We start from the raw sequence: 13,229 nt of genomic DNA, 5'->3' as shown, positions 1-13,229 counted from the left end.
GTTGGCGACCATCGCGAGCAGGCCGCAAGCGGGCGCTCGCTCCTACATGACATCAGAGGTTTAACAGTACGCCATGGATCTGTTTCGAAGTGCCCCGATCGCTCAGCCACTGGCCGCTCGCTTGCGCGCGGCGAACCTGGATGAGTACGTCGGCCAGGAACACCTGCTGGCCCGCGGCAAGCCCCTGCGCGAGGCGCTGGAGCAGGGTGCCCTGCATTCGATGATCCTCTGGGGACCGCCGGGCGTGGGCAAGACCACCCTGGCGCGCTTGCTCGCGGAAGTCTCGGATGCCCACTTCGAAACGGTCTCGGCGGTACTGGCCGGGGTCAAGGAGATCCGCCAGGCGGTGGAAGTGGCCAAGCAGCAGGCCGGGCAATACGGCCGCCGCACCATCTTGTTCGTCGACGAAGTGCATCGCTTCAACAAGTCGCAGCAGGACGCCTTCTTGCCGTATGTCGAAGATGGCACGCTGATTTTCATTGGCGCCACCACCGAGAACCCCTCCTTCGAGCTGAACAACGCTTTGCTGTCCCGGGCTCGGGTCTACGTGCTCAAGAGCCTTGACGAAGCGGCGCTGAACAAGCTGGTACAGCGCGCGCTGACCGAAGAGCGCGGCCTTGGCAAGCGCCAACTGAGCCTCAGTGCCGAGGGCTTCCAGATGTTGCTGTCGGCCGCGGATGGCGACGGTCGGCGCTTGCTCAACCTGCTGGAGAACGCCTCGGACCTGGCCGAAGATCACAGCGAGATCGGTGTCGATCTGCTGCAAAGCCTGCTGGGTGACACTCGGCGGCGTTTCGACAAGGGCGGCGAGGCGTTCTACGACCAGATTTCCGCGCTGCACAAATCGGTACGCGGCTCCAACCCCGATGGCGCCTTGTACTGGTTCGCCCGCATGCTCGACGGTGGCTGCGACCCGCTGTACCTGGCCCGGCGCGTGGTGCGCATGGCCAGCGAAGACATCGGCAATGCCGACCCGCGGGCGCTGAGCCTGTGCCTGGCGGCCTGGGACGTGCAAGAGCGCCTCGGCAGTCCCGAAGGCGAGTTGGCAGTGGCCCAGGCCATCACCTACCTGGCCTGTGCGCCGAAAAGCAACGCGGTGTACATGGGCTTCAAGGCGGCCATGCGCAGTGCTGCCGAGCACGGTTCGCTGGAGGTCCCGCTGCACCTGCGCAACGCCCCGACCAAGCTGATGAAGCAACTGGGCTACGGCGACGAATACCGCTATGCCCACGATGAGCCGGACGCCTATGCCGCTGGCGAAGACTACTTCCCCGATGCTCTCGAGCCCCAGGCGTTCTACCGGCCGGTGCCGCGCGGCCTGGAATTGAAGATCGGCGAGAAGCTCAACCACCTGGCCCAGCTCGACCGCCTGAGCCCCCGGCAGCGGAGAAAATCGTGATTGCCCTGATCGTCGCAGTCTCGGTGGGTGGCATAACCGGCACTTTGTTGCGCTTTGCCACCGCCAACTGGATCAACGCCAATTGGCCGCGGCACTTCTATACCGCGACGCTGGCCGTTAATATCGTGGGCTGTCTGCTGATCGGCATGTTGTACGGCCTGTTTTTGACTCGCCCGGAAGTCCCCCTTGAGGTGCGCGCCGGGTTGATGGTTGGCTTTCTTGGCGGCCTGACGACTTTTTCATCCTTTTCACTGGATACGGTGCGCTTGCTGGAAAGCGGGCAAGTGCCGCTGGCCCTGGGCTATGCGGCCATCAGCGTATTCGGCGGGCTGCTCGCGACCTGGGCTGGCCTGTCCCTGACCAAACTTTGATAAACGAGAGACCGACATGCTCGATTCCAAACTGTTACGTAGCAACCTTCAGGACGTAGCGGACCGCCTCGCATCCCGTGGTTTTGTGCTGGATGTTGCGCGCATCGAAGCGCTGGAAGAACAACGCAAGACCGTCCAGACCCGCACCGAAGCACTGCAGGCTGAACGTAACGCGCGCTCCAAATCCATCGGTCAGGCCAAGCAGCGCGGCGAAGACATCGCGCCGTTGATGGCGGACGTCGAGCGCATGGCCAGCGAACTGGGGGCCGGCAAAGTCGAGCTGGACGCGATCCAGACCGAGCTGGACGCCATCCTGCTGGGTCTGCCGAACCTGCCCCACGAGTCGGTGCCGGTAGGCGCAGACGAAGACGGCAACGTCGAAGTGCGTCGCTGGGGCACCCCAACCACCTTCGACTTCGAGGTCAAGGACCACGTCGCCCTGGGCGAGAAGTTCGGCTGGCTCGACTTCGAAACCGCCGCCAAGCTGTCCGGTGCCCGTTTTGCCCTGCTGCGCGGGCCGATTGCTCGCCTGCACCGCGCTCTGGCGCAGTTCATGGTCAACCTGCACACCACCGAACACGGCTACGAAGAGGCCTACACCCCTTACCTGGTGCAAGCGCCGGCGCTGCAAGGCACTGGTCAGCTGCCGAAGTTCGAGGAAGACCTGTTCAAGATCACTCGTGAAGGCGAAGCCGATCTGTACCTGATCCCGACTGCCGAAGTGTCGCTGACCAACATCGTCGCCGGCGAGATCGTCGATGCCAAGCTGCTGCCGATCAAGTTCGTCGCACACACGCCGTGCTTCCGCAGTGAAGCCGGTGCCTCGGGTCGTGATACCCGCGGGATGATTCGCCAGCACCAGTTCGACAAGGTCGAAATGGTCCAGATCGTCGAGCCGTCGACCTCGATGGAAGCCCTCGAAGGCCTCACCGCCAACGCCGAGAAAGTCCTGCAACTGCTGCAGCTGCCTTACCGCACCCTGGCGCTGTGCACCGGCGACATGGGCTTTAGCGCCGTCAAGACCTACGACCTGGAAGTGTGGATTCCGAGCCAGGACAAATACCGCGAGATTTCCTCGTGCTCCAACTGCGGTGATTTCCAGGCCCGACGCATGCAAGCGCGTTTCCGTAACCCGGAAACCGGCAAGCCTGAGTTGGTGCACACCTTGAACGGTTCTGGCCTGGCGGTCGGTCGGACCCTGGTGGCGGTGCTGGAAAACTACCAGCAGGCCGACGGTTCGATCCGCGTGCCGGACGTGCTGAAACCCTACATGGGTGGCCTTGAGGTCATCGGCTAAATGAAGTATCTGCCGCTGTTTCACAACCTGCGCGGTAGCCGGGTGCTGGTGGTCGGTGGAGGGGAGATTGCCTTGCGCAAATCCCGCCTGCTGGCCGATGCCGGTGCACTGCTTCGGGTCGTCGCACCCGAGATCGAAGTCCAGTTGCGCGAGCTGGTGCAAAACAGTGGCGGCCAATTACTGGGGCGCGGCTACCAAGAGTCGGACCTGGACGGTTGCGGGCTGATCATTGCCGCTACCGATGACGAAACCTTGAACGCGCAAGTCTCCGCCGATGCCCATCGGCGTTGCCTGCCGGTCAATGTGGTGGACGCGCCTGCCTTGTGCAGCGTGATCTTCCCGGCGATCGTCGACCGTTCGCCGCTGATCATTGCGGTGTCCAGTGGCGGCGATGCACCGGTGCTGGCGCGGTTGATCCGGGCCAAGATCGAAACCTGGATTCCGTCGACCTATGGCCAGTTGGCGGGGTTGGCGGCACGTTTCCGGGACCAGGTCAAAGGCCTGTTCCCGGACGTGCAGCAGCGTCGTGGGTTCTGGGAAGACGTGTTCCAGGGGCCCATCGCCGACCGGCAACTGGCCGGGCAGGGTGCTGAAGCTGAACGACTGCTGCAAGCCAAGCTGGCAGGTGAACCCAGCGTGACCACCGGCGAGGTGTATCTGGTGGGCGCGGGGCCGGGTGATCCGGACCTGTTGACCTTCCGCGCCCTGCGCCTGATGCAGCAGGCGGACGTGGTGTTGTACGACCGTCTGGTGGCGCCGGCAATTCTCGAACTCTGTCGGCGCGACGCCGAGCGGGTCTACGTCGGCAAGCGCCGCGCCGATCACGCCGTGCCCCAGGACCAGATCAACCAGCAACTGGTGGACCTGGCCCGGCAAGGCAAGCGTGTGGTGCGGCTCAAGGGGGGCGATCCGTTCATCTTCGGTCGCGGCGGTGAAGAAATCGAAGAGCTGGCGGCCCAGGGCATCCCGTTCCAGGTGGTGCCGGGCATTACCGCGGCCAGCGGTTGCGCTGCTTACGCCGGGATTCCATTGACCCACCGTGATTACGCGCAGTCCGTGCGGTTTGTCACCGGGCACCTGAAAGACGGCACCAGCGATCTGCCGTGGAGCGACCTGGTTGCACCGGCCCAGACCCTGGTGTTCTACATGGGCCTGGTGGGCTTGCCGATCATCTGCGAGCAGTTGATCAAGCACGGCCGTGGCGCGGACACGCCAGCGGCCTTGATCCAGCAGGGCACCACCGCCAACCAGCGAGTCTTCACGGGCACCCTGGCCGACCTGCCACGCCTGGTGGCGGAGCATGAAGTGCATGCGCCGACCCTGGTGATTGTTGGGGAAGTGGTGCAACTGCGCGAAAAGCTGGCGTGGTTTGAAGGGGCTCAGACGCAGGTCTAATCAGGCCGAGTCGGCCCCATCGCTAGCAGGCTAGCCTGCTAGCGATGGGGGGCGTCAAAAACGACACACACCTCAGGCCTTGCGCCAAACCCCTTTCCCACTCAACCGTGTCCGGTTATGCGGCGCCGTGAAATCCTGCGCCGGTCCTTTTGGCACCACCCCCGTCGGATTAATGGTCTTGTGGCTGCCGTAGTAGTGATGCTTGATGTGGGTAAAGTCCACCGTCTCGGCGATCCCCGGCCATTGATACAGTTCCCGTAGCCAGTTCGACAGGTTCGGGTAATCGGCTATCCGCCGCAGGTTGCACTTGAAGTGGCCGTAATACACCGCGTCGAACCGAATCAGGGTAGTGAACAGGCGAATGTCGGCTTCGGTCAGGTAGTGGCCGGTCAGGTAGCGGTTGGCATCGAGCAATGCTTCCAGCCGATCCAGTTCCGCAAACAGTCCGTCGAAGGCCTCCTCATACGCTTTTTGCGAAGTGGCAAACCCGGCCCGGTACACGCCGTTGTTGATGGCCGGATAAATTCGCGCGTTCAGCGCGTCGATCTCGCCGCGCAGGGGCGCGGGGTAGAAGTCCAGGTCGTTGCCGGTCAGCCCATCGAAGGCGTCGTTGAACATGCGGATGATTTCCGCCGACTCATTGTTGACGATGCGTTGCTGCTGGCTGTCCCAGAGCACCGGTACGGTGACACGCCCGCTGTAGTCGGCGGTATCGGCGGTGTAGCGCTGGTGCATGAACTGCAGGTGATCGAGGCGGTCGCCGCTGGAGCCGGTTTGCGGGTCGAAGGTCCAGCCGTTTTCCCCCATCAGCCAACTGACCACCGACACGTCGATCAGCGGTTGCAGGCCTTTGAGCGTGCGCAGAATCAGCGTGCGGTGTGCCCAGGGGCAGGCCAGGGAGACGTAGAGGTGGTAACGACCGGGCTCGGCGGCAAACCCGCCGACGCCGCTCGGGCCGGGCCGCCCGTCGTGGGTCAGCCAGTTGCGCCGTTGCGCCTGTTCGCGCTGGAAGGCGCCGTCCTTGCTGCTTTCATACCACTGATCATGCCATTGGCCTTGCACTAACAAACCCATGTCCAGACTCCTCCATCAATAAGCGTTGGAGTGGAGTCTATGCCCATGGGTTCGAACAAAAAGCGCAAAGATTGTGGGTTAACCATCGATTAGATCGATCTGTCCCGGGCACCCCAGTATTGCTCGGCCAGGGCGAAGGCTTGCACCCGCGGGTGACCGAGCCCACGCAAGGCCAGGGCCATGGTGGCAATCAAGGCCATCTGCGGATAGCTGTCCAGTACATCGCCGCGCCACACGGCTTTCAGGTGCTCGGGGTCGAGGCTGGCCGGCTTGACGTGACGCTGGGCCGACATCTGTGGCCATTCTTCGTCCCAGCTGGCGCCGCCGGTGGTGCCGTACAGGTGACTGTCGGCGTCCGGGTTGATCTCGATTTCGCCGCCGTCACCCTTGATCACGATCACGTTGTCGCCCAGCAGGCCGCTGGCATCGCGGTGCACGCCCTGGTAGCCGGGGTGGAAGATGCTTTGCAGGCCACAGCGCGCGCCCAGTGGGTTGAGAATCCGCGCCAGAGAATGGATCGGCGAGCGCAGGCCCAGGGTGTTGCGCAGGTCGATCATCCGCTGCAGTTGGGGGGCCCAGTCGCCCAGGGGCATGAAGGCCAGGTTGCCCTGGTCCAGTGCCGCACCGGTTTGTTGCCAGGTACGGCACAGGGGAATCTGCAGGAACTCCAGCAACTGCTCGGTGTAGAGCCGGCCGGCGGTGTGTGCGCCACCGCCGTGCAGCAGGATGCGCACGCCGTTCTGGGCCAGGCACTTGGCCGCCAGCAGGTACCACGGCAGGTGGCGCTTCTTACCGGCGTAGGTCGGCCAGTCCAGGTCGACCGCCAGGGGCGGGGTGTGCAGGCGCGCGCGCAGGGCTTCGGTGAAGCCCGCCAGTTCCTGCGCGCTCTCTTCCTTGTGCCGCAACAGCATCAGGAAGGCGCCGAGCTGGGTGTCCTCGACCTTGTCGTCAAGCAGCATGCCCATGGCTTCGCGGGCTTCCTCGCGGGTCAGGCTGCGCGCGCCGCGCTTGCCTTTGCCGAGGATGCGCACGAAGGGGGCAAACGGGTGTTCGGCGGGCGTTTCGGTCAGCAGTGGGGCGAAATCGGTCATAGACAATTCGTCGGTCTGGGCAGGCCCGCCAGCTTGGCGGCGAGTTTGGCGGGAGTGCCTTTGAACAGGCGGTTCAGGTGCAGGCTGTTGCCCTTGTCCGGCCCCAGTTTGAGTGCGGTGTACTTGATCAGCGGGCGGGTTGCCGGCGACAGCTGGAACTCCTGGTAGAAGCCGCGCAGCAGCTCGAGGATCTCCCAGTGTTCAGCACTCAGTTGCAGGTCTTCGGTGGCCGCCAGCGCGTCGGCGACTTGCGCCGACCAGTCCGCCAGGTCCAGCAAATACCCGTCTTTATCCAGTGCGATCTGGCGTGTACCCACGGTCAGCGTGTTCATAACCAGCTGTTGACCTTGTCGTAGGCCACTGACTGTTCGACGAAGGCCGGGTAGTCAAGGCACTTGATCCACTGCGGCACTGGCAAGCCGCGGGCCTGGACGTCTTCTTCCAGGACAAACAGTTGCAGGCTGTCAGCCCGTTCCTGTAACTGACTGAGCGGTGCGGTGCCGGGTTGTAGGGCATAGACCGCGTCCCCTGTGAGTAGCAAGCCATCGCTGACGCTGAGCAGGCGCAGGCAACTGTCCAGCCGGTTGTCGGTGAAGGGCGAATGAGACAACACATGCAAAGTCGACATCAGAGGGTAATAACCTGGTCATAGCGGTCAATAACGGCCGGGATCTGCCCGGCGGCCAACAACTGTAGTTCATCGAGGCTAAGGGCCTGCGCCAGCAAACCCCGCGCGTTGGCACTGTCGGCACAGACGTAGAGGTCTTCGATGCCGAACAGGCCAAGGGCTTGCAGGTTGGCGCTGAGGTCTTTTTGCTGGATGGCCTTGGCATTCTGCTGGCTGGCCAGCTGGAACACGCCATCATCGAGAAACAACAGGCCGATGGGCAGGTCGAAGGCACCGCCGGCCAGCACGATGTCCAGCGCTTCACGGGCGCCGGGGCCGGACCAGGGGGCCTGGCGGCTGATAATCAACAGGGATTTAGACACGGCTCATGGTCCTCCAAAGCAAATCAGGCGATCGGCGTCCTGCACTGCATCGTGCAGTTGGCCGAGGCCGGACAATTGCCATGGCGCGTCGACATTGATCGCGCTGCGCTGATAGCGCTTGGCCTCGGTCTCGTCCAGCACGCCGCGTCTCAGGGCGGCGGCAATGCACACTACGCCGTCGAGCTGGTGCTCATTGACGAAGGTGCGCCATTGCTGGGCGATGTCCTGCTCATCCTGCGCAGTGACGACGCTGCTCGAAGCGTTGTAGACGCCGTCCTGATACAAAAACAGCCGAACGATCTGGTGCCCGCCGGCCAGCGCGGCCTGGGCGAACAGCAGGGCGCGGCGCGAGGAGGGCGCGTGAGGAGCGGAAAACAGCGCGATGGCGAACTTCATGGCGAACTCTGACGATAAATCTGCGGCCATGATAATGCTTTATCGGCGGTGCGGCGAAGGGCGATTCAACGCGGCATGTAGCCCAGATGCCAGCGACGTGGAATCTTCAGCGAGACAATGCCCAGCACCGCTGCCAACAGACCGCTGGCGTACAGCGCTTGCAGGCCGAACTGTTGCTCCAGGACCGCCCCCAGCACCGCACCGGCAAACATCCCGGTCCAAGGGATCAGTTGCACGCGCCAGCCCGCGCGTCGCTCGCCCAGCATCCAGCGTCCCAGGCCGCGGCCGAAGCGTGACAGGGCGCCGGTGACGTAGGTCAGGCCGATCGGCAGGCCGTTGACCTGCTCCACGGCGGCATTGAGCATGCCCATGGCCAGGATCGCCGCCAGCAATGCCGGGAATTGTGTTTCGAATGGCCAGGCTGCGGCGCCGTACAGCAGGGCCGCGATACTCAGCATCAGGGGCAGGGCGTGGCGCCGGCCGATGCGACTGACGATCACACCCAGGGCGTTGCCGACGATAAACATCAGCACCAGCACCAACAGGCGCAGGGTCAGTTGCCAGTCACTGTCGCTGATTGCCACCGCCAGGCGGGTGGTGTTGCCACTCATGAAGGAAACAAAGTCGCCGGTGGCCATGAAGCCGATGGCGTCGGTCATGCCCGCCAGGACCGACAGGCTTGCCACCAGGCACAGGCCGACGCGACCACGCCATTTCTGCACGTGCAACAGGCCACTGGTGGGGGCGCGATGGGGTGGGGTCGGCAGCATCGGCTAGCGCTCGAGGCCGTGCAGTTCGCAGTACTCCTGCCAACCCATGCCCGCCATCTGCGCCACCTCCTTGTGTACCTCCAGCCGTTGGGCGGCAAAGTCCTCGGGGGTGGCGGCGGTCAACTGCAAGGTCAGTTCCCAGGCAAACAGGCCCAGGCGCTCGGCCTCGGCTTCGTAGGCTTCGTGCAGGCGTTCGCTGCGAAAGTGTTCCATGCTCTCGCCTTTGGCCTGGGCGGCCAGCGGATTGAGGTGGTCCAGTTCTTCGCGCAGTGCCGGATGGGCATTGAGAAAACGTTGCAGCGCCAGTTCGTGTTGCGATTCGATCGGAGCCATGGATCATCCTGGTCAAAGTGAAAGTATACGCGCAGTCCCTCGCCGGGCCTTGATCCTGGTCAGGAAGTCTTCTTGCGGTTGGCCTTGGCTTCGGCCGCCAGGCACTCAAGGGCAAACTGTTCGGTGTAGGTCATCTGAATCGGCGTGGTCTCGCCCTTTACCGTGCGTTCGCCGTCGAGAATGTAGCGAATGCGTTTATCGGTCACGCCAATGCGCTTGGCAATCCAGGAGGGGGTCTGGCCGATCTGGCTGATCAGTTTGTCGGCGTAGTCGGTGGACGGTTTATACAGCTCAGCGTTCGGGGTCATTGGCTTTCCAGAAAAAGTACGTGGCGCAGGGCGCCCATAATGGCGCGACAGGGTGCGTGAATAACCGTGGCCTGTCGCGCCTTATCTCGAAGTAAAGCAGAGCCTTTGCACTTCGAGGCGGCGGTGTGGGGTGATAGAGTCGGCGTTTTTCCCATTTAAGGAAGCATGATGCGTATTTGTACGGTGGCACTGGCGGGTCTGTTACTGGCCGGGTGTGCGGGATCGACGATGAACCAGGCGCGTACCCAGAGCCCCTACAAGACGCTTGCCTCGACCAAGGCCGACCTGGTGGTTGCCCAGTGCGTGCAGTTTGCCTGGCAGGATGAGGCGGTCTTCGGGGTGGATGCCAGCGGTTACCTGGAGCCGGGTGACGGTGGTGGGTTTACCGTTTATACCCGTTCGGCTGAGTCGTTTATCGATGTGCAGGGAGGGACGTTGAAGTATTACGCGGTGGAAGATACTTGGGTCGCCAAGCGTCGGTTGGCGGCGTTGGCGACTTGTTTGTAGGGGGGTATCCATAATAGATGTGGGAGCGAGCCTGCTCGCGATGGGGCCACCCGAGAATTCCAGGCAAGGCCCGATGACGTCATCGCGGGCAAGCTTTGTTCCTACAGCTGTGGCAGGGCTGCCACGGGGAAGTCGAACGCGCTCAGTTGGAATCCCTGCTCGTCCACCTGCAGTGCCCAGCCTTGTCGGTCCCAGTCCCCCAGCACAATGCGCTTGGCCGCCAGGTCGCCGATCTGCAGCTTGTGGATGGCGGGGCGGTGGGTGTGGCCGTGGATCAGGGTTTTTACCCCGTATTGCTGCATAATCCGCGGGATTTCCTCGGGGGTCACGTCGACGATGTCGTTGGCTTTCATGCGGGTCTGCGCGCGGCTTTCGCTGCGTAACTTGCGCGCCAGGGCATGGCGGGTGCGCAGGGGCAGGTGGCGCAGGATGAACAGGGTCAGCGGGTTGCGCAGGTAGCGTCGCAGTTTCATGTAGCCGATGTCGCGGGTACACAAGCTGTCGCCGTGCATCAGCAGCACCGGTTCACCGGCGAGTTGCACCACACTCGGGTCCTTGAGCAGGGTACAGCCAGCTGCTTTGCAGAAGGCCTTGCCCAACAGGAAGTCGCGATTGCCGTGCATCAGAAAGATGGCCGTGCCGCTGTCGCTCAAGTTGCGCAGGGCCTGGCAGATGGAGCGTTGGAAGGGACTCATGGCGTCGTCGCCAATCCAGGCCTCGAAAAAGTCGCCCAGTATGTACAGCGCACTGGCCGCGCGGGCGCGGGTGGCGAGCAAATCCAGAAACGCCCGGGTTATGTCCGGGCGTTCCTCTTCCAGATGTAAGTCTGAAATCAGCAGTATCACTCAATGATCTCGGCTTTCTCGATGATCACGTCTTCTGCTGGGACGTCCTGGTGGCCGGACTTCATGGTGGTGGAAACACCCTTGATCTTGTCGACAACGTCGGTGCCGGCAGACACTTTGGCGAATACCGCGTAGCCCCAGCCTTGTACGTTCTTACCGCTGTGGTTAAGGAAGCTGTTGTCCGCCACGTTGATGAAGAACTGCGCGGAAGCCGAATGCGGCTCCATGGTGCGTGCCATGGCCACGGTGTACTTGTCGTTGGAAAGACCGTTGTCGGCTTCGTTCTGGATGCTTGGACGCTTGTCTTTCTTTTCCTTCATGCCTGGCTCGAAACCGCCGCCCTGGATCATGAAGTTGCCGATGACGCGGTGGAACACGGTGTTGCTGTAATGACCGGCCTTAACGTACTCGATGAAGTTGGCCACGGTGATCGGGGCTTTCTCGGCGTTCAGGTCCAGGACGATGTCGCCATGGTTGGTGGTCAGTTTGACTTGAGTCATGATCGCTACTCTATTAAGGAATTCGTGGGTTTCGGGGCAGCACGGCCCCCAACCGGTTTGGCCAGCGTCGGCCAAGGTGCGCAGTTTAGCGTGCCGGGCGCGAATTTCGAGGCTGTTTTTTCATCTCAGTTCGATAAAAAGCAGCAGTTTTCCGGCCTGCTCTGTCAGGCACTTGACCGCATCGGCTATGATAGCGGCTTTGTTTTGTCCGGCCTGCCTGTAGGCCACGCACTTGTACGCCCAAGGATCCTATGAGCAAGCCCACTGTCGACCCTGCCTCGAATTCCAAGAACGGCCCAGCCGTGCCGGTCAACTTCCTGCGCCCGATCATCCAGGCGGACCTGGACTCGGGTAAGCACACGCAGATCGTCACCCGTTTCCCGCCAGAGCCCAATGGTTACCTGCACATCGGTCACGCCAAGTCGATCTGTGTGAACTTCGGTCTGGCCCAGGAGTTCGGTGGCGTTACACACCTGCGTTTCGACGACACCAACCCGGCCAAGGAAGACCAGGAATACATCGACGCCATCGAAAGCGACGTCAAGTGGTTGGGTTTCCAGTGGTCCGGTGAAGTGCGCTATGCCTCGCAGTATTTCGACCAGTTGCACGACTGGGCGGTCGAGCTGATCAAGGCGGGCAAGGCCTATGTTGACGACCTGACCCCTGAGCAGGCCAAAGAATACCGTGGCAGCCTGACCGAGCCGGGCAAGAACAGCCCGTTCCGTGAGCGCAGCGTGGAAGAAAACCTCGACCTGTTCGCCCGCATGAAAGCCGGCGAGTTCCAGGACGGTGCGCGGGTGCTGCGGGCCAAGATCGACATGGCCTCGCCGAACATGAACCTGCGCGACCCGATCATGTACCGCATCCGCCACGCCCATCACCACCAGACCGGTGACAAGTGGTGCATCTACCCCAACTACGACTTCACCCACGGTCAGTCGGATGCCATCGAAGGCATCACCCACTCGATCTGCACCCTGGAGTTCGAAAGCCACCGTCCGCTGTACGAGTGGTTCCTGGACGCGCTGCCGGTGCCGGCCAAGCCGCGCCAGTACGAGTTCAGCCGCCTGAACCTGAACTACACCATCACCAGCAAGCGCAAGCTCAAGCAACTGGTCGATGAAAAGCACGTCAACGGCTGGGACGACCCGCGCATGTCGACCCTGTCGGGCTTCCGCCGTCGTGGCTACACGCCAAAATCGATCCGCAACTTCTGCGAAATGGTCGGCACCAACCGTTCCGACGGCGTGGTCGACTTCGGCATGCTGGAATTCAGCATCCGTGACGATCTGGACCACAGCGCCCCACGCGCCATGTGTGTGCTGCGTCCGCTGAAAGTGGTGATCAGCAACTACCCGCAAGGCCAGGTCGAGAACCTCGAACTGCCGTGCCACCCCAAAGAAGACATGGGCGTGCGCGTCCTGCCGTTCGCCCGGGAAATCTACATCGACCGTGAAGACTTCATGGAAGAGCCGCCAAAAGGCTACAAGCGCCTGGAGCCGGGCGGTGAAGTGCGCCTGCGTGGCAGCTACGTGATTCGCGCCGACGAAGCGATCAAGGACGCCGACGGCAACATCGTCGAGCTGCGCTGCTCCTACGACCCGGACACCCTGGGCAAGAACCCTGAAGGCCGCAAGGTCAAGGGCGTGGTGCACTGGGTGCCGGCTGCCGCCAGCGTCGAGTGCGAAGTGCGCCTGTACGATCGCCTATTCCGCTCGGCCAACCCTGAGAAGGCCGAAGACAGCGCCAGTTTCCTGGACAACATCAACCCTGACTCGCTGCAAGTTCTCACTGGTTGTCGTGCCGAGCCTTCGCTTGGCCATGCACAGCCGGAAGACCGTTTCCAGTTCGAGCGCGAAGGTTACTTCTGCGCGGATATCAAGGACTCGAAACCGGGCGCTCCGGTATTCAACCGTACCGTGACCCTGCGCGACTCCTGGGGTCAGTGATTCA

General features: G+C 62.6%; 18 protein-coding genes. 7 read left to right on the top strand and 11 right to left on the bottom strand.

Annotated elements, in window-relative coordinates; all coding sequences use genetic code 11:
- Window positions 1–73 precede the first annotated feature (73 nt).
- The 4 genes from AACY45_RS05965 to cysG are packed head-to-tail and all read left to right on the top strand — an operon-like array spanning window position 74 to window position 4,462.
- Entirely contained in the window at window positions 74–1,399 is a 1,326-nt protein-coding gene (locus AACY45_RS05965; protein WP_339544596.1) for a replication-associated recombination protein A, read from the top strand.
- Window positions 1,396–1,770 carry a fluoride efflux transporter CrcB gene (gene crcB / locus AACY45_RS05960; protein WP_339544595.1) on the top strand — a complete coding sequence of 125 codons (375 nt, stop codon included), beginning with the start codon at window positions 1,396–1,398 and terminating at the stop codon, window positions 1,768–1,770. The genes AACY45_RS05965 and crcB overlap by 4 nt, the downstream gene beginning before the upstream one ends.
- Before the next feature lie 16 nt (window positions 1,771–1,786).
- Complete coding sequence (gene serS, locus AACY45_RS05955; RefSeq protein ID WP_339544594.1) at window positions 1,787–3,067, top strand: serine--tRNA ligase; 1,281 nt, start codon at window positions 1,787–1,789, stop codon at window positions 3,065–3,067.
- Window positions 3,068–4,462 (top strand): siroheme synthase CysG, encoded by a 1,395-nt coding sequence (cysG, locus tag AACY45_RS05950; RefSeq protein WP_339544593.1) that lies wholly within the window; start codon window positions 3,068–3,070, stop codon window positions 4,460–4,462.
- 72 nt (window positions 4,463–4,534) lie between these two features.
- On the opposite strand, the gene AACY45_RS05945 is transcribed toward cysG, so the two are convergent.
- From AACY45_RS05945 to AACY45_RS05905, 9 genes are all read right to left on the bottom strand, one after another.
- Window positions 4,535–5,536: a glutathione S-transferase family protein gene (locus AACY45_RS05945; RefSeq protein ID WP_339544592.1), complete on the bottom strand. Its 1,002-nt coding sequence runs from the start codon at window positions 5,534–5,536 to the stop codon at window positions 4,535–4,537.
- 89 nt (window positions 5,537–5,625) lie between these two features.
- Window positions 5,626–6,627: a glycosyl transferase family protein gene (locus AACY45_RS05940; RefSeq protein ID WP_339544591.1), complete on the bottom strand. Its 1,002-nt coding sequence runs from the start codon at window positions 6,625–6,627 to the stop codon at window positions 5,626–5,628.
- Entirely contained in the window at window positions 6,624–6,959 is a 336-nt protein-coding gene (locus tag AACY45_RS05935) for a TusE/DsrC/DsvC family sulfur relay protein (RefSeq protein WP_339544590.1), read from the bottom strand. The genes AACY45_RS05940 and AACY45_RS05935 overlap by 4 nt, the downstream gene beginning before the upstream one ends.
- Complete coding sequence (gene tusB / locus AACY45_RS05930) at window positions 6,956–7,255, bottom strand: sulfurtransferase complex subunit TusB (RefSeq protein WP_339544589.1); 300 nt, start codon at window positions 7,253–7,255, stop codon at window positions 6,956–6,958. The genes AACY45_RS05935 and tusB overlap by 4 nt, the downstream gene beginning before the upstream one ends.
- Window positions 7,255–7,617 carry a sulfurtransferase complex subunit TusC gene (tusC, locus tag AACY45_RS05925; RefSeq protein ID WP_339544588.1) on the bottom strand — a complete coding sequence of 121 codons (363 nt, stop codon included), beginning with the start codon at window positions 7,615–7,617 and terminating at the stop codon, window positions 7,255–7,257. The genes tusB and tusC overlap by 1 nt, the downstream gene beginning before the upstream one ends.
- 3 nt (window positions 7,618–7,620) lie before the next feature.
- Window positions 7,621–8,013, bottom strand: a complete 393-nt coding sequence (gene tusD / locus AACY45_RS05920) for a sulfurtransferase complex subunit TusD (RefSeq protein ID WP_339544587.1) — start codon at window positions 8,011–8,013, stop codon at window positions 7,621–7,623.
- A gap of 65 nt (window positions 8,014–8,078) precedes the next feature.
- The gene (locus AACY45_RS05915) at window positions 8,079–8,783 is read right to left on the bottom strand and encodes a YoaK family protein (protein WP_339544586.1); all 705 of its coding nucleotides are present in this window, start codon (window positions 8,781–8,783) and stop codon (window positions 8,079–8,081) included.
- A gap of 3 nt (window positions 8,784–8,786) precedes the next feature.
- Complete coding sequence (locus tag AACY45_RS05910) at window positions 8,787–9,116, bottom strand: DUF6388 family protein (RefSeq protein WP_339544585.1); 330 nt, start codon at window positions 9,114–9,116, stop codon at window positions 8,787–8,789.
- A 59-nt stretch (window positions 9,117–9,175) separates the two neighbouring features.
- On the bottom strand, window positions 9,176–9,424 hold the full coding sequence (locus AACY45_RS05905) for a hypothetical protein (protein WP_095171377.1): 249 nt from the start codon (window positions 9,422–9,424) through the stop codon (window positions 9,176–9,178).
- Window positions 9,425–9,592: 168 nt separating this feature from the next.
- On the opposite strand from AACY45_RS05905, the gene AACY45_RS05900 reads away from it, so the two are divergent.
- On the top strand, window positions 9,593–9,931 hold the full coding sequence (locus AACY45_RS05900; protein ID WP_339544584.1) for a hypothetical protein: 339 nt from the start codon (window positions 9,593–9,595) through the stop codon (window positions 9,929–9,931).
- 101 nt (window positions 9,932–10,032) lie between these two features.
- On the opposite strand, the gene lpxH is transcribed toward AACY45_RS05900, so the two are convergent.
- Both lpxH and AACY45_RS05890 read right to left on the bottom strand, forming a co-directional pair.
- Window positions 10,033–10,776 (bottom strand): UDP-2,3-diacylglucosamine diphosphatase, encoded by a 744-nt coding sequence (gene lpxH / locus AACY45_RS05895; protein WP_339544583.1) that lies wholly within the window; start codon window positions 10,774–10,776, stop codon window positions 10,033–10,035.
- Window positions 10,773–11,276 (bottom strand): peptidylprolyl isomerase, encoded by a 504-nt coding sequence (locus tag AACY45_RS05890; protein ID WP_339544582.1) that lies wholly within the window; start codon window positions 11,274–11,276, stop codon window positions 10,773–10,775. The genes lpxH and AACY45_RS05890 overlap by 4 nt, the downstream gene beginning before the upstream one ends.
- Here AACY45_RS05890 and AACY45_RS05885 point away from each other — a divergent pair.
- A complete protein-coding gene (locus AACY45_RS05885; protein ID WP_339544581.1) occupies window positions 11,268–11,531 on the top strand; it encodes a hypothetical protein in 264 nt (87 codons plus the stop codon). The genes AACY45_RS05890 and AACY45_RS05885 overlap by 9 nt on opposite strands.
- Window positions 11,528–13,225, top strand: coding sequence for a glutamine--tRNA ligase/YqeY domain fusion protein (locus AACY45_RS05880; protein ID WP_339544580.1), 1,698 nt, complete (start codon window positions 11,528–11,530; stop codon window positions 13,223–13,225). The genes AACY45_RS05885 and AACY45_RS05880 overlap by 4 nt, the downstream gene beginning before the upstream one ends.
- Window positions 13,226–13,229 lie beyond the last annotated feature (4 nt).

Source organism: Pseudomonas sp. RA_35y_Pfl2_P32 (assembly GCF_963970735.1).
Taxonomy (GTDB): Bacteria; Pseudomonadota; Gammaproteobacteria; order Pseudomonadales; family Pseudomonadaceae; genus Aquipseudomonas.
Note: the sequence above shows the minus strand (reverse complement) of the source record. Positions and strands in the feature narration are given on the sequence as shown.